Here is an 18337-nt window from a genome sequence, read left to right as displayed (position 1 = left end):
CATTCCTATTCAAGCAAAGTGAACTATGGCTTTTAGAAAAGAAAATAAGATAAAGAACAACTTCTCAAAGATTCGTATCACCTTGGCTTCTCCTGAAGAGATTCTTGAGAACTCATTTGGAGAAGTATTGAAGCCGGAGACGATCAATTATCGTACATACAAGCCGGAACGAGATGGTTTATTCTGTGAACGCATCTTCGGTCCGGTTAAGGATTTTGAATGTCATTGCGGCAAATACAAGCGTATTCGATACCGTGGTATCGTATGTGATCGTTGTGGAGTCGAGGTGACGGAAAAGAAAGTTCGCCGTGAGCGTATGGGACACATCCACTTGGTCGTGCCCGTTGCTCATATTTGGTATTTCCGTTCTCTCCCGAATAAGATCGGCTATCTATTAGGTCTGCCTACCAAGAAGTTGGATGCTATCATTTACTATGAACGCTACGTTGTCATTCAACCGGGTGTTGCCGAAGGGCTGAGTCAACTTGATCTATTGTCGGAGGAAGAATACCTCGACAAGCTCGATGAAATAGAACGTACCCACAAGGGCAACCAAAATTTGGAGGATACTGATCCAGACAAATTTATTGCGAAGATTGGAGCAGAAGCTATTTATGATCTTCTATGTCGTGTGGATCTGGATTCCATTTCCTACGAATTGCGAGATCGTGCCAATACAGATGGTTCGCAACAACGTAAAACCGAAGCACTTAAACGTCTTCAAGTCGTTGAAAGCTTCCGTGCATCCAAAGGTGTGAATCGTCCTGAGTGGATGGTTATGAAAGTCATTCCGGTTATCCCGCCGGATCTTCGCCCTTTGGTGCCTTTGGATGGTGGGCGTTTTGCCACGTCTGATTTGAACGACTTGTACCGTCGTGTCATTATCCGTAACAATCGTCTCAAACGATTGATCGAGATCAAAGCTCCTGAAGTTATCTTACGTAACGAAAAGCGTATGCTCCAGGAAGCAGTTGACTCACTTTTTGACAACTCACGGAAGTCGAGTGCGGTTAAGTCTGACAACAACCGTCCTCTGAAATCCCTTTCAGACAGTCTCAAAGGTAAGCAAGGCCGTTTCCGTCAGAATTTGCTCGGTAAGCGTGTCGATTACTCTGCCCGTTCTGTTATCGTTGTTGGCCCGGAGCTCAAGATGCACGAATGCGGACTTCCGAAAGACATGGCGGCCGAACTTTACAAACCCTTCATTATTCGCAAGCTGATTGAGCGCGGTATAGTGAAGACTGTTAAGAGTGCCAAGAAGATCGTAGACCGTAAAGAGCCTGTTATTTGGGACATCTTGGAGTATGTGATGAAAGGACATCCGGTTCTTCTCAACCGTGCCCCGACTCTTCACCGACTTGGTATTCAAGCATTCCAACCTAAGCTGATCGAGGGGAAAGCAATACAATTGCACCCATTGAGTTGTACTGCATTTAATGCGGACTTCGATGGAGACCAAATGGCTGTGCACCTTCCTCTGAGCAACGAAGCTATTCTTGAGGCCCAGTTGCTTATGCTGGCTTCGCATAACATTCTTAACCCTGCCAATGGGGCACCGATTACTGTTCCCTCGCAGGATATGGTATTGGGTCTGTATTATATCACGAAGTTACGCCCCAACACGAAAGGGCACGGCCTGATATTCTACGGCTCTGAAGAAGCGACAATAGCCTATAACGAAGGCAAAGTTGATATTCATGCCCCTATTAAAGTCTATGTAGAAGACTACGAGAACGGAGAGCCGGTTCGCCGTATGGTAGAGACATCCGTTGGGCGTCTGATGGTCAACGAATATGTGCCTAAGAAAGTTGGCTATGTCAATGAAGTACTTGGCAAAAAAGCTCTACGCGACATTATCGGCAGTGTAATCAAGGTCTGTGGAGTAGCTACAACTGCCAAATTCTTGGATGATATCAAGAACTTGGGTTACTACATGGCATTTAAGGGTGGTTTGTCTTTCAATTTGGCAGACGTGCTTATCCCTGAAGAGAAGGACAAATTGATTCAAGAGGGTTACACTGCGGTCGAGCAGATTATGCAAGACTATAGCATGGGATTCATCACGTTCAACGAGCGATACAACCAGATTATTGATACGTGGACGCATATCAATGGCCGCTTGTCAAATGTCTTGATCAAGCAACTCAGCTCAGACAATGACGGATTCAATTCTGTCTTCATGATGATGGATTCTGGAGCCCGTGGTTCCAAAGAGCAGATTCGTCAGCTGTCCGGTATGCGTGGATTGATGGCTAAGCCCCAAAAGAGCGGAGCCGAGGGTGGTCAGATTATCGAGAACCCCATTCTTTCAAACTTCAAGGAAGGGCTTTCGGTACTTGAATACTTTATCTCTACTCACGGTGCTCGTAAGGGTCTTGCCGACACCGCATTGAAAACGGCTGATGCCGGTTATCTTACCCGTCGTCTTGTGGACGTTTCTCATGATGTTATTATCACAGAAGAAGATTGTGGCACATTGCGAGGACTTCTTACTACCGAACTCAAGCAAAACGAAGATGTAGTTGCTTCTTTGTACGAACGCATACTTGGGCGCGTTTCCGTTCACGATATTGTTCATCCTACCACGGGCGACATTATCGTTAGGGCAGGAGAAGAGATCAGAGAGCAAGCAGCACAGATTATCGAAGATTCTCCGATCGAAGCTGTTGAAATCCGTTCCGTTCTCACCTGTGAATCCAAGAAAGGTGTATGTGCCAAGTGCTATGGTAGAAATCTTGCTACCAACCGCATGGTACAGCGTGGTGAGGTCGTAGGCGTTATTGCAGCTCAGTCTATTGGGGAGCCGGGTACACAGCTTACGCTGCGAACCTTCCACGTCGGAGGTATTGCCTCCAATGTGGCGACAGAGAATAGTTTGGTGTCCAAATACGATGGTATCCTCGAGTTTGAAGAACTGCGTGCTGTAGATGCTACTGACGAATCGCATCAGGTCGTAGTGAGTCGAATGACTGAATTGCGTATTGCCGATCCGAATACCGGTATCATTTTGGCCAATCACAATATCCCCTACGGTGCAAAATTGTTCTTCCGCCAAGGTGATACGGTCAAGAAAGGTGACAAAATCATCGAATGGGACCCGTTCAATGCAGTCATCGTATCGGAAGTAGCGGGAACACTCTCTTTTGAAGGTGTAGTGGAGAATGTAACTTTCAAGATGGAAAGTGACGAGACTACCGGTCTGAAAGAAAAGATCATCATCGAATCCAAGGATAAGACCATGGCTCCTTATGCTCGAATAATAGACGAGAATGGAGAGATGCTCAAGAACTACAGTCTACCGATGGGTGCTCACGTAGTGAAAGACGATGGCGACGCAGTCAAAGTCGGAGAGATTTTAGTGAAGATTCCTCGGTCTGTAGGTAAAGCCGGTGACATTACCGGTGGTCTGCCACGTGTTACTGAGCTGTTCGAAGCACGAAATCCGTCTAATCCCGCTATCGTCTCTGAAATCGATGGAGAGATCGGCTTTGGCAAGCTGAAACGAGGAAACCGTGAGATCACTGTTACTTCTAAGTTGGGTGAAGAGAAAAAGTATCTGATCCCCTTGTCCAAGCAGCTTCTTGTACAGGAAAACGACTTCGTGCGTGCCGGGACACCGCTTTCAGACGGTGCCATTACGCCGGCTGATATTCTGGCAATCAAAGGCCCTACGGCAGTACAGGAGTACATCGTGAACGAAGTACAAGATGTGTATAGACTTCAGGGTGTGAAGATCAATGACAAGCATTTCGAAGTCATTGTTCGTCAGATGATGCGTAAGGTTGAAATCGTCGATCCGGGTGATACGCTCTTCCTCGAACAGCAAGTAGTCGATAAGTTCGAAGTAATGGAAGAGAACGATCGCATCTGGGGCAAGAAAGTCGTTATCGATGCCGGAGACAGCCAAGTGCTGAAAGCCGGACAGATCGTTACGGCACGCAAGCTCCGCGATGAGAACAGTATGCTCAAGCGTAAGGATCTCAAGATCGTGAAAGTGCGCGATGCCAAGTCAGCTACCGCCAGTCAGATACTCCAAGGTATTACCCGTGCGGCACTGCAGACCAAGAGCTTTATGTCCGCAGCCTCTTTCCAAGAGACAACCAAGGTGCTGAATGAAGCAGCTATCTGTGGTAAGACCGACTATCTGGAAGGACTGAAAGAAAACGTTATCTGCGGTCACCTCATTCCGGCCGGTACCGGTTTGCGTGATTACGAGAAGCTCGTCGTTATGCATCGTGACGATTACGAAAAGGCGACAGCCGAACGTAAGAGTTTCCTTTCTGTACCCACTACAGAGCCAGCAATGGAAGAAGCTCCATCGGAATAGCTCTCATAGGGTTAAACACCCTTGAAATGATATAATCAGGACTGTGTTAGGGTGAAAAACTTCGACACAGTCCTGATTTTTTGTCTTTAGCTGATTTTAGGACAAGTAACCTCCTTATATTGTGGTTATTCGGACTTTCAGGCCTATATTTGCAAAATACGGGTTAGAAGATTGATAGAGAAGCACTTTTGTCTTTTCTTCATCGGTTCGGAATAGTCCGACAGGCTTTCTACCTCGTTGTACGGATTCGACCAAATAGACATTCTCTGAACACTTATATGTGGAAGACAGCTTCGGATAAAGGATTGGGACACTTGCTTAGAGATGTCTGGCCTCTGCTGAACGAAGAGGAGCGAGAGCTATTAGACAGCGAGATACGGCCTTTCCCTTGTAAGAAAGCCTCTACTGTCTTCTCTGAAGGAGACATCCCCAACAGTCTTTTTTATCTGTACGAAGGAAAAATAAAGATCCTGAGGGAAGGCGTATATGGACGCTTCCACATCTCTCGCATCGTTAAGCCGGGGCAGTTCTTCGGTATGCGTCCCTATTTTGCCGAAGAAACCTGTTCGTCCACAGCCATTGCCGTTGAAAACTCCAAAGTCCTTGCCATACCGGTCGAAGCTATCGAAGCATTGCTGAAAGGAAACACCTCATTCTGTAGATACTTCCTCAAAGCTTTGGCCAAAGAGTTGGGCTATGCAGAAAAGCGAACCGTAACGCTCACGCAGAAACATGTTCGTGGCCGACTGGCCGAAACACTGCTGATACTGAAAGAAAATTTCGGATTTGAGAACGATGGAGCTACCCTGAGTATCTACCTTAGTCGAGAGGAACTGGCCACTCTTTCCAACATGACAGTAAGCAATGCCATACGTACCCTTTCTACATTTGTTTCCGAGCGAATGCTGGCACTTGATGGCAAAAGGATCAAGATTATCGACTGCGATCGTCTGCAAAAAACCGCACGCTCCGGCTAAAGCCTCCCTCCCCCCTTTTTCGATAGTCATTGAGGAAGTGATCGACAAAGACCTATAAGAAAACTATTTGTCGAATCAGTTCTGCACCTACGGCCGTATTCAGTCTGAGGAGCAACTCTGCTTTGTTGTTGCTCAGCTGGCTGCGTACAACGGAAGAATTGAATGTCAGGTACAGTACACCGTCATGAATCCGGCTACGACCGAGGAATTTATAGAGAGGCCCCAACACCTGTGGCAGAGCATCCAAAGCCTCCACCTCGAGAAGTCGCTCATACATGAGCGGTTCATCCTCCAGCCAAGCTCGAATTACCTGATCCACTTTCTGTATTTCGCTTTTTTCCATCCGAAGGATACTTATTGTTGGAATATCTGTCCGTTTTCTATTTTGAAAAGGCGGTAATCCTCACTCCAAGAGGCGATAATCTCGTCCAAGTATTTTCGGTTCGTGTCTGTGATGAATATCTGACCGAAACCGTTACCACCGACAAGGCGGATAATCCGCTCCACACGGGTAGCATCCAGTTTGTCGAATATATCATCGAGCAGCAAAATGGGCGTCTCATCACCGTGCAGTTGCTGATGGCGGAACTGTGCCAACTTCATACTGATCAGGAAAGTCTTGTTCTGTCCCTCCGAACCTATTTTCCGAATAAGAACTCCACCGAGAAGCATTTCCAATTCGTCCTTGTGTACACCACAAGAAGAAAACCCCAGTAGATAATCCTTCGGGCGGCTCCTGCGAAGCAATTCCCCAAGAGGTACTCCGTCCGCCAAATGCGAGCGATAGGACAGGCTGACCTCCTCGGCAGATCCGCTAATATCGGAATAAAGATCATTGAAAACAGGAAGAAAATCTTCGACAAAACAGCGACGCTTCTTGTAGATCTCTGCTGCATAGGATTCCATCTGTAGCTCCAAAACATCCATCAGAGCATCATCGTGACGGTCCTGCTTGAGCATTGTATTGCGCTGTTGCAAATGCCGATTGTACTGAATGAGGGCCGACAGATACCGAGGATCCTGCTGGCAAAGCTGCTGATCCATGAACCGTCTGCGCTCATCGCTACCTCCGAGGATGAGCTGATAGTCCTGTGGAGAAACTATTACCAGCGGGAAACGACCGATATGATCGCTCAGCCGCTCATATTCTTTCTTGTTCCGGCGCAATACCTTGTGCTTCCCAGGACGAATAGAGAGAAGCAGCTCTACGGCATCGCCACTTTCATCTCGATACAGTCCCTGCAGCAGGGCCATTTCCTCACCATGCTTCACTACCATATTGTCCGGTACGGAAAGATGACTGCGGCAGAAAGAGAGGAAATGCAGCGCATCCAGCAGATTGGTCTTGCCCATTCCATTGTTTCCCACCAGACAGTTCACCTTGGGCGAAAACCGACAATCGGCAGCTGCGATACTCTTAAAATTGACGATATGGAGTTCTTCTATGATCATTCTCCTTGGGGTAAGATAGAGGGCGGAGGATTGTCTCGCCCTTCTGTCAAGCGAATACCTATTTCCGTTATACCTGAAAGAGTCGGCACCCTCATATTGTGCTTCAACTCTATCTTATAAAGGCCCGAATAGGGAAAACGTGCGGAGATCGGCAGGCGAAACCGGTTTTGCTGCTTGGCAACCCCTTTTCCGTTCCACTGTTGTGGCTTATCGGCCAAAGTCAGATCCACCGAGTCCGCAAAGATCAGACGCTCTCCCACTGAAACCTCGTACGCCAATGCCAGATCGCGATATTCGTACCGATTGTCGTGGCGGATCAGCAGCTCCAAAGAATATGAGCGAGTATAGTCCGGTATGAGGATTTCGTAGTCGAGCACATCGCTTTTCTGCCATCTTCCATGAGGCACCTGACGATAGAGTATTCGCTCGTCCTTACGGTATGTGCAAGACACAGCCAAGCATATCCCCAATGCAACCAGAAAAAAACTGATTGCCCCTCGGACTTGCTTTTGTGTGGCAGCACCCATCTTCCCCTCTATTCCTCCTTTCTCTCTCCCTGTCGGCCTTCCTGACGAGGAGTACTTTGACGCGGTGGTCTGCGACCACTGCCCGCCACGCGTCTGGCTCCTTCCACTCGTTCGGAGCCGGCCTCGTTCGTATAGGGACGTGCAAAACGAGCATCGCCTCGACTGCGCTCTCGCGTATTCTCCCGACAATCACCTCCCTCCGGTCGGGGAGCTTTCTCTCGTGATGGTATTCTGCTACTGCTGCGAACGCGAGGTGTAGGCTGTACAGATTCATGCGTGCGACGAGGCTCGCCGTTTTTTTCTCTATCAGAGAAGTCTCTACCACCTTTGCCGTTGCGCCTCCTGCGGCGAGACAAGGCATCGTCGAACCGAGTCAGACTATTGTCCGTAAGGATATCGGACAATTCGTGTCCGGACGACTGCTTCTTGTCGTCATACTCCAGCGATACCGGTTTGATCCCCTGCTTGTTCAGGCTGATCACCTCGAAAGCGCGCCGAGCCGATATGGTCGTAAGATTGACAGGAGCATTGGGAACGGTAGAATACGAAACCTCCCGACGGAATACATCCGCCTTGAAATAGTGGTACACACTCTCTTTCGTCTCCAAGACGATCTCCGGACTCGGCATCTTCTTACGAGCTTCCACATAGGCATCCACCTCATAATTGAGGCAGCATTTGAGCTTGGCGCAGAGGCCCGTGAGTTTCTGAGGATTGAGAGCCAAATCCTGATAGCGAGCTGCACTCGTATTCACCGACACGAAATTCATCTTCCACGCCGAGCAGCACAGCTGGCGGCCGCAAGGGCCGATACCGCCTATACGGCCGGCCTCCTGTCTTGCACCGATCTGCTTCATCTCCACACGAATGTGGAAAGTCTCCGCCAGTACTCGGATCAGTTGGCGAAAGTCTACGCGCTCATCGGCGATATAGTAGAAAATGGCCTTATTGCCATCGCCCTGATACTCCACATCTCCGATCTTCATATCCAGATTCAAATCGGCCGAAATCTGGCGGGACTGGATCATCGTATCGTACTCTCGCGCCTTTGCTTCGCGGTACTTATCCAGATCGCCCTGTTTGGCTATGCGGTATATCTTGAAAGGCTCGCCGTTGTTCGTGCTGTATCGATGTTTGCGCATCTGGAGTTTTACCAGTTTACCGGTCAGCGTCACCGTCCCGATGTCATGGCCCGGATTGGCCTCTACGGCTACTACATCCCCTTTGTGCAGTTCTATCTTCTCGCTGTTGAGGTAGTACCCTTTGCGCGTATTCTTGAATTGTACCTCCACGAATCCGCCATCTTCGGGCAAATCGGGGATGTCACTCAGCCAGTCATAAGTGCTGAGCGGCTGGCTATGACACCCCTTGCAGGCATCCTTCGTCAGGGAGGTCGTATTGTCTAATCGGTAGTCCATCCGTCTTTTGCTTTGTCCGGTGTAGTTCTCTACTGCTGCTGATAGGAGGTATAAGGCACAACCGCCGCACTATGCAAGCAGGTACTATCCATCGGTATGCGGGATTTATTTGGCGTAGCTGACGGAGCGAGATTCGCGGATCACCGTGATCTTCACCTGTCCCGGGTAGGTCATCTCATCCTGAATTCTCTTGGCTATTTCGTTCGAGAGCGTTTCCACCGAGGCATCGTCCGTCTTGTCGGCACCGACGATTACACGGAGTTCGCGACCGGCCTGGATGGCATAGGTCTTGATAACGCCCGGATAGGACATGGCGAGCTGCTCCAGATCGTTCAGACGCTTGATATAAGCCTCCACAATTTCGCGACGAGCTCCCGGACGGGCACCACTAATGGCATCGCACACCTGTACGATAGGAGCTATCAGCGACATCATTTCCACCTCATCGTGGTGCGCTCCTACGGCGTTGCATATATCGGGTTTCTCTTTGAACTTCTCACAGAGCTTCATACCCAAGAGAGCATGTGGCAATTCCGGCTCATCATCGGGCACCTTGCCGATGTCGTGCAGCAGACCGGCTCGTTTGGCTTTCTTCGGGTTCAGCCCCAATTCGCTGGCCATGATGGCACAGAGATTGGCCGTTTCGCGCGAATGCTGCAAGAGATTCTGCCCATAGGAAGAGCGATACTTCATCTTACCGATCAGGCGGATCAGCTCCGGGTGCAGGCCGTGGATTCCAAGGTCGATCACCGTCCGTTTACCCGTCTCGATGATCTCTTCCTCCACTTGCTTTCTCACTTTGGATACCACCTCTTCTATGCGTGCCGGATGGATACGTCCGTCCTGTACCAGCTGGTGGAGTGCCAGACGTGCTATCTCACGACGCACCGGATCGAATCCCGACAGGACGATGGCCTCAGGCGTATCGTCCACGATGATCTCGATGCCGGTAGCAGCCTCCAATGCACGGATGTTGCGGCCCTCTCGGCCGATGATGCGCCCCTTGATCTCATCGCTTTCGATATGGAAGACGGTCACGGAGTTTTCGATGGCCGTCTCCGTAGCCACGCGCTGGATGGATTGGATGACGATTCGCTTAGCCTCTTTGTTGGCAGTCATCTTGGCCTCTTCGATAATCTCATTGACGTATGCAGAGGCCTGCCCCTTGGCTTCGTCTTTGAGGCTTTCCACCAGCCTGTCTTTAGCCTCCGCTGCGGAGAGTCCGCTCAGAGATTCCAGATGAGCCTGTTCGCGAGCCTTCAGCTCGTCGAGTTCCGTCTTTTTCTTTTCTATCACAGAGAGCTGAGCAGTCAGATTCTCACGCATCAAATCCATTTCCTGCCCCTTCTTCGTTATATCTTCCTGACGTTGGTTGAGGGTTTGTTCGCGGCTTTTGAGTTTGCTCTCCACCGATTGGAGCTTGCTATTGCGCTGTGCCACCTGCTTTTCCAGGTCGCCTTTGAGTTGGAGAAACTTCTCCTTCACTTCGAGGAGCTTCTTTTGCTTGATCACCTCGGCTTCACGGCGAGCTTCGGCGAGAATCCCCTCTGTCCTTTGCTTGAGCAGTGTCCGCGTGATCAGCCATACGGCAGCGGCACCGGCTATAAGCCCCAAAAAAGTAAATAATAAAAGTGTTCCTATTCCCATTTTCGTTTGTATTCTTTGAAATTAGTAAGTAGCAGTATTACAACACACACACGTGTCCGAGGCCGATCACAGCAAAGACCTCGAAGCTATAAAAGGAAAGAAACAAAGACTGAAAGGAATGAGAAGAAAAGAAACGGTAATAGCCCTCTCCCGACTAATAGCGACTTAGAAAAGCCTCCAATTCGGTATTGAGCCTGCGCAAGCGGTCATTGATCGGGGTACGATCGGCCTGTTTGCGCTCGTGTGCCAAATAAAAAGCCGTATCCACTGCAGCCAGAAGCAAATGTCCGCCTGCGGGCAGTTGGGCCATATTGGGATATGATTCGCGATAACGCATGATCCGGAAGTTGAGTCTGTCGGCAGCTTGCCGATAGAGGGCCTCATCATTACGTGGTATGGCAAGCCTCAACCGGCTCCCCTGAATGTTGAGCGTGATATTCAGCGAGTCCGGATCCTTTGTCATCTTCTTTTATTCCGTTTGCAACAGGGCAATGCACCTGTCTATTTCTCTTATCAAACTTTCCAGACGCTGTTTGGACTGGCGGGCTTCGTCCTCATTGGCTACGATCACCCTCGATGTCAGCAACGTCTTGTTCTTGGTTTCTGCTATGCCCAAGGCCAAATCCTGCTGTGCGATTTTTTTATTTTTCGCAGCCAGTTCGGCCCGAAGAGACGAAATTTCGTTTTGCTGATTTTCCACCAGCTCCATCAGCTTGCGGACGTTATATTCCAGCTTCGAAAGATCGAGTTCCTCTTCTCCGGTCATAGAATAATCCTTTTCCTTACAAAAGTAAATTATCCGCGCCAAACTGGCAACTAATTTTGTGTGCTTGTATAAAGGGTAAATGAAACAGTCGTTACGGAGAAAAAAGAATTGGTTACTTTTGTCTTCGCAGAAGGACTGCTCCACAAAATGGTTTTCCTATATTCAGGGAGCCGGTAATGAATTGAAAAAGAGAAAATTGAATAGAATTGCAAAACATCGAAATGCTACCACTCATAACCCACTGCTTTACATCCAATCGGAATATCCTCTCGATCGAATATACTGTAGCAATAGACTTCGATCCCGGTCGGGATTGTAAAGAACGAATCCATCAGATACGCAAATCATAGATCGACCAATAGTATCATAGCATAGGACAAGCTCCTACGCACCTGTATCGCACCCGCCGGAGTTCTACGGATAACTCGACGGGTGCTTCTTTTATATCGGCTTCGAAAAAGGCATTTTCGAGCCTGCGATTTATATACAAATCTCTTGCGATCTATATATTTATTGAAAACGATTTGTATATAAAACGAAAACCATTTATATATAAATTGAAAATCATTTATATACAGATCGTTATTCGACTCCTCGGAAAACAAATTTCGAATTTCGGCGGACAGATTTCTATCCTTTTTTACCTTGGATGCCTCTCCTTTTTGGATGCTTATTTGGAATCATTCCAAACTCGTATTCGTTGTTGAAAACTTTTTTGGTGCGAATTTTTTTAGTGGAAAGGAGAAAGAGGGAGGAGAGAGGTCAAGGCTTGCCGGAACGCTGTGAAAGTGACAAAAAGTATACGGACTCAGTATCACTTGCCTCAAAAAGAAAAAACTGATCAGGAACCAGTTACGGGCTAAAAATCGCCCGAATTCGCCTTCCTAATCAGCTTTCTATACTGCAAAGATAGTGAAAAAAAATACCTGGCCTTCAGAACCCCTAGAAAATCCAAGGGTGACGCATTAAAATTGTATTGTGATTAGTTGTTGTGGCTTCATTCGAGCCGTTTCTTTTGGATGCGAGGGATTGAAGACTTCATATTCGTCTTCAGTCGCTCTATAATGAGTAAATTGATCTTTTGAATGATATCCATAATCTGCGCCACATTCCTCGTTCTCTTGTGCGAGGCATCGTGTCCGAAATAGACATCCAAACAGTGATGCAACTTGTTCTCTATTGCCCAATNATCCATAATCTGCGCCACATTCCTCGTTCTCTTGTGCGAGGCATCGTGTCCGAAATAGACATCCAAACAGTGATGCAACTTGTTCTCTATTGCCCAATGTCCACGAATAGCCTGTTTCAATGAAGAAAGATCTGTCAATGACGAAATGTAGTAGGCCGCTTCTTCGCTCGTTTTGTCGCTCTTTTTATCCCTTCGTTTGCGTACAACTTTGTGTATCGACCNAAGAAAGATCTGTCAATGACGAAATGTAGTAGGCCGCTTCTTCGCTCGTTTTGTCGCTCTTTTTATCCCTTCGTTTGCGTACAACTTTGTGTATCGACCTCAAGCCTTTCCAACGAGTTAATACCTCGTTGGCTTCTATCTCCAAGGGATTGAGAATACTTTCATAGCGACGTGTTTCTATGCGTCCGTGAGATAGTTCCGTCTGCTCGTCNCGAGTTAATACCTCGTTGGCTTCTATCTCCAAGGGATTGAGAATACTTTCATAGCGACGTGTTTCTATGCGTCCGTGAGATAGTTCCGTCTGCTCGTCAAGGAGGATATGTTTCTGAAACAGAGGGCAGAAATAGCCTTCTATCTCTTGCAAGCTCAAACTTTGATTCGCTTTAACACACAATACATAGTCTCCGCCCTTATCGATGATTTGTTCGGNCAGAGGGCAGAAATAGCCTTCTATCTCTTGCAAGCTCAAACTTTGATTCGCTTTAACACACAATACATAGTCTCCGCCCTTATCGATGATTTGTTCGGCAATGGCTGTTTGTGTGCCTATGGCATCAATGGAAACGACAGCCCCGTTCAAGTCCGGCAAATGAAGAAGTTGATGTATAGCCGGGATTTCGTTTGTTTTTCGGTCGATGTAGAGTTGGGCTAGACTGCACATATCTTGTGGTGAAAAGGCAGAGACGACATGGGATTGTGTATCAAAAGAGAGTTTCTTCACTCCCCGCATCGTCTTGCCATCAATGCAAATATGTTTACCNGAGACGACATGGGATTGTGTATCAAAAGAGAGTTTCTTCACTCCCCGCATCGTCTTGCCATCAATGCAAATATGTTTACCCGAAGTGGCCGAGATAAAACCTTCAATCCATTGCTTATAAGCCCCCTCAAAGGCTTCTACATACAACAGACTGATGCTCCTGTTGAGAGTATCATGAGAAGGCATGGTATGAGACCTTTGAAAAATAAGGAGATGTAGGAAAGAGGCATTCTTCGGATACAAGGAGCGAATAATTTGGGTGGAAGCAAGGAGTAAAAGGGCTTGTAAATCATCCTTGCGGAGCTTGTCCATGTAGCTCCGCAAGGGTGATTATGTCTTATCCTGCACATGAGGACATAATTGTCCCCGGAGTTCTGTACAGGTTGAACGCGATGCTTTCAAGAATGTTTTGAGTGTGGGTCTTTGCAAGTCCCCGGTAGCGACATCGTCCGCCATGAAACCACCGACGAATACTGCCAAAGGTGCGTTCGATGGTAGTCCGTATCGGACTGATTGCTTTGTTTCGTTGCTTCTCTTTCTCGGTCAATGCCCTGTTGCGTTGTGCCTTGTGCATAATGCCATCTTGAAGGTGATGAGTTTGCAGGTACGAACGATTTTCCCCGGAAGCATATCCTTTGTCCACCAAGACGACTGTGCCTTGAGGTATGTTNATAATGCCATCTTGAAGGTGATGAGTTTGCAGGTACGAACGATTTTCCCCGGAAGCATATCCTTTGTCCACCAAGACGACTGTGCCTTGAGGTATGTTTGCACCCTCCAAGGGCGGAATAAACTCCTTCGTGTCAATGCGGTTCGCTGCAGTCGTTATCACCTTTTGAACAATGCCTTGAACATTGGTCAAACAATGCTTTTTGTATCCGTAGTGATAATGCTTTTGCTTGTACACCCAACGGGCTTCTTCATCCGTCCCTTTACGTTTACGGACAACCTGTTTTTGATAATCCTCCTCNCTTTTTGTATCCGTAGTGATAATGCTTTTGCTTGTACACCCAACGGGCTTCTTCATCCGTCCCTTTACGTTTACGGACAACCTGTTTTTGATAATCCTCCTCCGCCTCTTTTTCCTGCTCGCTCCGATTGTCTTCCCTGTCGTCTGCGACTTCAATCGTAATGCTTCCATTGGGTTTATATGGCGTCTCCACAAGGCTTGCATCGACAAGCACCCCTTCCCTTACCGAAATGTGATGGAGGGAAAGTTGCTTATTAAACTGCACCAATAGTTTGTCCATCAGGCCCGGTTCGGTCAGTGCCGAACGAAATCGACTGATAGTGCTGTGGTCGGGAGATCCTTCTTCCATCTTCAGCCCCAAGAATCGGGAAAAGGTCATTGAATCATTGATGCGCTCCTGCAGAGCACAATCACCGAGGTTGTACCATGTCTCCGGAAGCAACATCTTGAATAAGAGAATCACGTCATAAGCCGGGTCACCGATGGCATTTTGTCGCTTCGTGTATTTCTTGTTGATCAGCGTCCGATTCGGACGCCAATCAATAAGCCTGTCAATCTGACTGAGGAAGTCGTTTTGTGCTTTGCGACAACGCTTTGAAAAGAGTGCGTCTGCAAATGTTACATGCTCATCGGTGTTCTTGGATTGGTATGCCATGGGAAGAATATTATTTTGTTTTTGACACTCAAATACAAAAAAAACTTCCTATTACACAATGAATTAATAAATAAAATGCAGGCCAATTGCCGTGCAAAGGTCTCGGTATGCGTAAGCTGATGACCGGTAAGCATTTCGTATAGACTTTTCAATTCTTCTTCGTATTCCTCGGCATAATCTTCAATCTCATAACAGGAGGTATTGCCTGAGAGTGTAGAGAGGAAAACGATCAGGAGTAAAAAGTCAAGAGGATAAATTTTTTACGCTCTATCCGTGGGTCCGGAACCATGCAGCGGCTTTCAAATAGAGAATGATACATAACTAACGGGGCTTTAACGACTATAAAAGCACTTAGAAAGCTGTTTTTAATGCGTCAGCCCTGTTGTATAGTGACAATAATCTAGATTGTAGCAAGGGAAATTGTATCTTTGAGGCATGATGCGTCTATTTATCCACGCGTAGCGATAGATGAGCTGGAGGAGAACCGAGTGGCTTTAGCGGCCACTCTTGGTTATGTTGATGTCATCTCTGCCGAATCGCTTTGATTTGGGATAAAGTAAACTTTGGATAAAACTTGCTAATGAGTACGATACGTGTAAAGAATGTTGGACCAATCAGAGACACTGGTTTGATTGAGCTTCGTCGAGTTATGGTGTTGATTGGGCAGCAGAGCTCAGGCAAGAGCACTTTGATGAAGATTTTGTGCTTCTGCCGTTGGCTGGAAAAATCTATTATGATCGATGAAGCCAAGGTTAAGTGGTACACTTCGTATAAACGATTTGTCAAGGAGCTCAAAAGCTTTCATCGACTAGATGATTCGTTTTTCTCGTCGGATAGCGAGATTTGCTACAGGGGAACTTCTATGTCAATAGAGTGGCAAGGGAGAGGTAATCAGAACGCTCGTATTACCCTCTCCGCCAACTATGCCGAGAGGAGACACAATAGTAAGTTGTGCTTCATACCTTCCGAGCGCAATCTAGTGGCAGCTATCCAGAATATTGACAAAGCATATAAGTCTAGTGAGCTGGATCTCATTTTCAATTTTATTTTTGAGTGGGATGAGGCAAGGAGGAAGTTTGGAACATCAACCCAGTTGCCTCTCTCTGTGGCTCAAGGAGTGGGTTATTTCTACCAGAGGGGTAAGGACTATATCTATCTCAAAGAACGCCAACGTAAGCTCTCCACTCTATATGCCTCTAGTGGCATACAGTCTGCCCTGCCCATAGAGGCCATGGTGGACTATTATTCTGCTCAAGTTGGGGAGCTACCTAAACTTAGTTTGTCTGAGGTGAGGGAGTTTCTCTACAAGTCTACGGGAGATACACCTAGCCAAGCTTCTTTGCTCCAATACGCCTCGGTTCAATTCTTTATAGAAGAGCCAGAGCTGAACCTCTTCCCCTCATCTCAGAGGGATCTTGTGCTCAAACTGCTGTGCAGATTTCATCAGATCACAGAGGTTGAGCGTAGCTCTAGTATGCTCGTGATGACGACACATAGCCCCTATATCCTCTCGATGCTCAATATGGTACTTGCTGTGGCTAGAGCGATAGAGCAAAAGCCACACTTGACCTCTCAAATAGAAGAGCATTTAGGTTTGGGAACTTGCCCACTGAAAACTCAAGACTATGCAGCCTATTTCATCAATACTGATGGCACGCTCTCGGATCTTGTTGATCGGGAGCTACCAATGATTAGCGGGGTAGAGCTTGATGGCGTTTCGGATTGGGTAGACGACGGTATTAGCTATATCAATGAGTTACTCTATGGCGAGTAATACATACAAGGTCCTTAAAGGACAAGGATACACCCCCGAACAAGATTTAGTTTCTAGGAAGATGCGTAAAAAGCTAGTCGTAACAGAGAAAAATCAAAGATATGAGCTCGATTGCTCCGCCTCCACCTCTATAGTGTTAGGCTCTTGTGTCTTCGCTATTGATGGGGGAGTAATACCCAAGGAAACCTCAACGCCTAAGTGCGATAAGTTGATTTTGTGTGCACTCAAGATAGACGGGCAGCAAGCAAAGGAGAAGCTAGAAGAAGAGGAGTCTTGGTTGGAGATATTTGTTGAGCTCAAAGGCCACGATGTGGAGCATGCTATAGATCAACTTGAAGCCACATTGAAGAATAACCTCTTTGTTCATGATAGCAATAAGCTAGTGCTAGCTCGTATTGTTGCCACTTCTATTCCCAGTAATAGGTCTAATCCTAAGCTTGAGAAAGCTAAAATTAGATTTCGTAAGAACTATCGTTGCGAGCTCAAGACAATAAAGAGTAATAATCCCGAGAGGTATTGAGCATCATGTCTTCATCTTCTCACGCTATGCTACCCACAGTGTCTGGATTACACCCAAAGACTAAAGTGATCGAGCGATAATAATGGCTACGTACAGGGGTGACGCATTAAAATTGTATTGTCATTAGTTGTTGTGGCTTCATTCGAGCTGGTTTCTTTTGGATACGAGGGATTGAGGACTTCATATTCGTTTTTAGTCGCTCTATAATGAGTAAATTAATCTTTTGAATGATATCCATAATCTGCATCTCTTGTGCGAGGCATCGTGTCCGAAATAGACATCCAAACAGTGGTGTAACTTTAATGCCTCAGCCCTGCTAAAAATTCGGAACAGGATGCCTTCCAAAAGATTTTGAATGTAGAATTCCTTCTTTTCTCGATAAGGAAACATAAAAAATGTTGGCACGGTCTCCTCTTGTTGTTTCCTTCAAGCAGATGGTGTAATATTGTGAACGAAATCCCAATTTACCGATCCAAGGAATGGATTGCTTGTGGAAATCACAAAAAATAGATCCTAACATCAGTAACAATCATTTGTAGTATGAAAAGGAGTATTTTATTTGCTATCCTGTCTGTTTTGCTCGTATCTATGTCATTTTCGAGCTGTGAATCAAAAAGCAAACAGAAGGAACTCAGCGTATCCGGCTCTGCCGAAGTGCGCAAAGGATTCGACCTCTCGATCGATATAGAAGCTTTCAATGAAGGAGTGGGACGAGAGGAGTCGCTTGCAGGAAGAGCCGAACATATCCTGCACGAATCCGTCCTTCCTATCAAATTGCAGGAGTTTGTCGATGAATCCGGCCTTAGCTCTTCGGCCGTTTCTCAGTTTTTGATCAAGGACAAAGTCATGATCAAAAACAAGGTAGCTGGTTCGTTCGACTTGTCGATCTTCGAAGGGGTAAAACTCTATGCCGGCTCCGACTATAAGTTGATCGCCACCATCACTTCTTTGTCGAGCGATGAGCTTTCGCTCAAGATAGAAACGAACAATCTGCTTCCGCTGCTCCAATCGACTGGCCTCCCTATCCGCTTGACGACTACGACGGACAAGAACATAGAGGGGGTAAATATGTTGGCAGTGGCGCTACACTTTACTTTCTTCATCGAGGTAGAGTAGTCGAATAAGTCATCAGT

General features: G+C 47.0%; 12 protein-coding genes and 5 pseudogenes. 5 read left to right on the top strand and 12 right to left on the bottom strand.

The window, feature by feature from the left end:
* Positions 1–25 precede the first annotated feature (25 nt).
* The gene (rpoC, locus tag HQ49_RS05725; RefSeq protein WP_018964326.1) at positions 26–4327 is read left to right on the top strand and encodes a DNA-directed RNA polymerase subunit beta'; all 4302 of its coding nucleotides are present in this window, start codon (positions 26–28) and stop codon (positions 4325–4327) included.
* A 278-nt stretch (positions 4328–4605) separates the two neighbouring features.
* Positions 4606–5304, top strand: a complete 699-nt coding sequence (locus HQ49_RS05720) for a Crp/Fnr family transcriptional regulator (RefSeq protein WP_039418872.1) — start codon at positions 4606–4608, stop codon at positions 5302–5304.
* 52 nt (positions 5305–5356) lie between these two features.
* Here HQ49_RS05720 and HQ49_RS05715 read toward each other — a convergent pair whose 3' ends face one another.
* The 11 genes and pseudogenes from HQ49_RS05715 to HQ49_RS11335 all read right to left on the bottom strand — a co-directional run.
* Positions 5357–5647 (bottom strand): DUF721 domain-containing protein, encoded by a 291-nt coding sequence (locus tag HQ49_RS05715; protein WP_018964328.1) that lies wholly within the window; start codon positions 5645–5647, stop codon positions 5357–5359.
* Between the two features lie 11 nt (positions 5648–5658).
* Entirely contained in the window at positions 5659–6756 is a 1098-nt protein-coding gene (gene recF / locus HQ49_RS05710) for a DNA replication/repair protein RecF (RefSeq protein WP_039418870.1), read from the bottom strand.
* A complete protein-coding gene (gene gldH, locus HQ49_RS05705) occupies positions 6753–7283 on the bottom strand; it encodes a gliding motility lipoprotein GldH (RefSeq protein ID WP_039418868.1) in 531 nt (176 codons plus the stop codon). Before gldH ends, recF begins: the two co-directional genes overlap by 4 nt.
* Before the next feature lie 8 nt (positions 7284–7291).
* Positions 7292–8701: a PSP1 domain-containing protein gene (locus tag HQ49_RS05700; protein ID WP_039418866.1), complete on the bottom strand. Its 1410-nt coding sequence runs from the start codon at positions 8699–8701 to the stop codon at positions 7292–7294.
* A gap of 105 nt (positions 8702–8806) precedes the next feature.
* The gene (gene rny / locus HQ49_RS05695) at positions 8807–10348 is read right to left on the bottom strand and encodes a ribonuclease Y (RefSeq protein ID WP_018964332.1); all 1542 of its coding nucleotides are present in this window, start codon (positions 10346–10348) and stop codon (positions 8807–8809) included.
* Positions 10349–10502: 154 nt separating this feature from the next.
* Positions 10503–10811 (bottom strand): cell division protein ZapA, encoded by a 309-nt coding sequence (locus tag HQ49_RS05690; protein WP_039418864.1) that lies wholly within the window; start codon positions 10809–10811, stop codon positions 10503–10505.
* A 6-nt stretch (positions 10812–10817) separates the two neighbouring features.
* On the bottom strand, positions 10818–11114 hold the full coding sequence (locus HQ49_RS05685) for a hypothetical protein (RefSeq protein WP_018964334.1): 297 nt from the start codon (positions 11112–11114) through the stop codon (positions 10818–10820).
* A gap of 965 nt (positions 11115–12079) precedes the next feature.
* Positions 12080–13486: pseudogene (locus HQ49_RS05675) on the bottom strand (ISAs1 family transposase); the annotation flags it as partial.
* A 136-nt stretch (positions 13487–13622) separates the two neighbouring features.
* Positions 13623–14267 (bottom strand): annotated as a pseudogene (locus HQ49_RS05670) (transposase); the annotation flags it as partial.
* A gap of 10 nt (positions 14268–14277) precedes the next feature.
* Positions 14278–14910, bottom strand: a pseudogene (locus HQ49_RS05665) (transposase); the annotation flags it as partial.
* Between the two features lie 104 nt (positions 14911–15014).
* Positions 15015–15229, bottom strand: a pseudogene (locus tag HQ49_RS11335) (transposase family protein); the annotation flags it as partial.
* 261 nt (positions 15230–15490) lie between these two features.
* On the opposite strand from HQ49_RS11335, the gene HQ49_RS05660 reads away from it, so the two are divergent.
* Entirely contained in the window at positions 15491–16684 is a 1194-nt protein-coding gene (locus HQ49_RS05660) for an AAA family ATPase (RefSeq protein WP_039418862.1), read from the top strand.
* Positions 16662–17204, top strand: coding sequence for a hypothetical protein (locus HQ49_RS05655; protein WP_080745557.1), 543 nt, complete (start codon positions 16662–16664; stop codon positions 17202–17204). Before HQ49_RS05660 ends, HQ49_RS05655 begins: the two co-directional genes overlap by 23 nt.
* A gap of 106 nt (positions 17205–17310) precedes the next feature.
* Here HQ49_RS05655 and HQ49_RS11330 read toward each other — a convergent pair.
* Positions 17311–17504 (bottom strand): annotated as a pseudogene (locus tag HQ49_RS11330) (ISAs1 family transposase); the annotation flags it as partial.
* A 240-nt stretch (positions 17505–17744) separates the two neighbouring features.
* On the opposite strand from HQ49_RS11330, the gene HQ49_RS12140 reads away from it, so the two are divergent.
* A complete protein-coding gene (locus HQ49_RS12140) occupies positions 17745–18320 on the top strand; it encodes a hypothetical protein (protein WP_235290072.1) in 576 nt (191 codons plus the stop codon).
* Positions 18321–18337: the final 17 nt, after the last annotated feature.

The sequence above is a fragment of the Porphyromonas gulae genome, from assembly GCF_000765945.1.
GTDB classification, from domain to species: Bacteria; Bacteroidota; Bacteroidia; order Bacteroidales; family Porphyromonadaceae; genus Porphyromonas; species Porphyromonas gulae.
The sequence above is the reverse complement of the archived record's forward strand: the minus strand, read 5'-3'. Positions and strand labels throughout refer to the sequence as shown.

Excerpts from the sequence above, each read along its gene's own strand:
- rpoC (WP_018964326.1), top strand. The coding sequence starts at position 26 with ATGGCTTTTAGAAAAGAAAATAAGATAAAGAACAACTTCTCAAAGATT.
- HQ49_RS05720 (WP_039418872.1), top strand. The coding sequence starts at position 4,606 with ATGTGGAAGACAGCTTCGGATAAAGGATTGGGACACTTGCTTAGAGAT.
- HQ49_RS05715 (WP_018964328.1), bottom strand. The coding sequence starts at position 5,647 with ATGGAAAAAAGCGAAATACAGAAAGTGGATCAGGTAATTCGAGCTTGG.
- recF (WP_039418870.1), bottom strand. The coding sequence starts at position 6,756 with ATGATCATAGAAGAACTCCATATCGTCAATTTTAAGAGTATCGCAGCT.
- gldH (WP_039418868.1), bottom strand. The coding sequence starts at position 7,283 with ATGGGTGCTGCCACACAAAAGCAAGTCCGAGGGGCAATCAGTTTTTTT.
- HQ49_RS05700 (WP_039418866.1), bottom strand. The coding sequence starts at position 8,701 with ATGGACTACCGATTAGACAATACGACCTCCCTGACGAAGGATGCCTGC.
- rny (WP_018964332.1), bottom strand. The coding sequence starts at position 10,348 with ATGGGAATAGGAACACTTTTATTATTTACTTTTTTGGGGCTTATAGCC.
- HQ49_RS05690 (WP_039418864.1), bottom strand. The coding sequence starts at position 10,811 with ATGACAAAGGATCCGGACTCGCTGAATATCACGCTCAACATTCAGGGG.
- HQ49_RS05685 (WP_018964334.1), bottom strand. The coding sequence starts at position 11,114 with ATGACCGGAGAAGAGGAACTCGATCTTTCGAAGCTGGAATATAACGTC.
- HQ49_RS05660 (WP_039418862.1), top strand. The coding sequence starts at position 15,491 with ATGAGTACGATACGTGTAAAGAATGTTGGACCAATCAGAGACACTGGT.
- HQ49_RS05655 (WP_080745557.1), top strand. The coding sequence starts at position 16,662 with ATGAGTTACTCTATGGCGAGTAATACATACAAGGTCCTTAAAGGACAA.
- HQ49_RS12140 (WP_235290072.1), top strand. The coding sequence starts at position 17,745 with ATGAAAAGGAGTATTTTATTTGCTATCCTGTCTGTTTTGCTCGTATCT.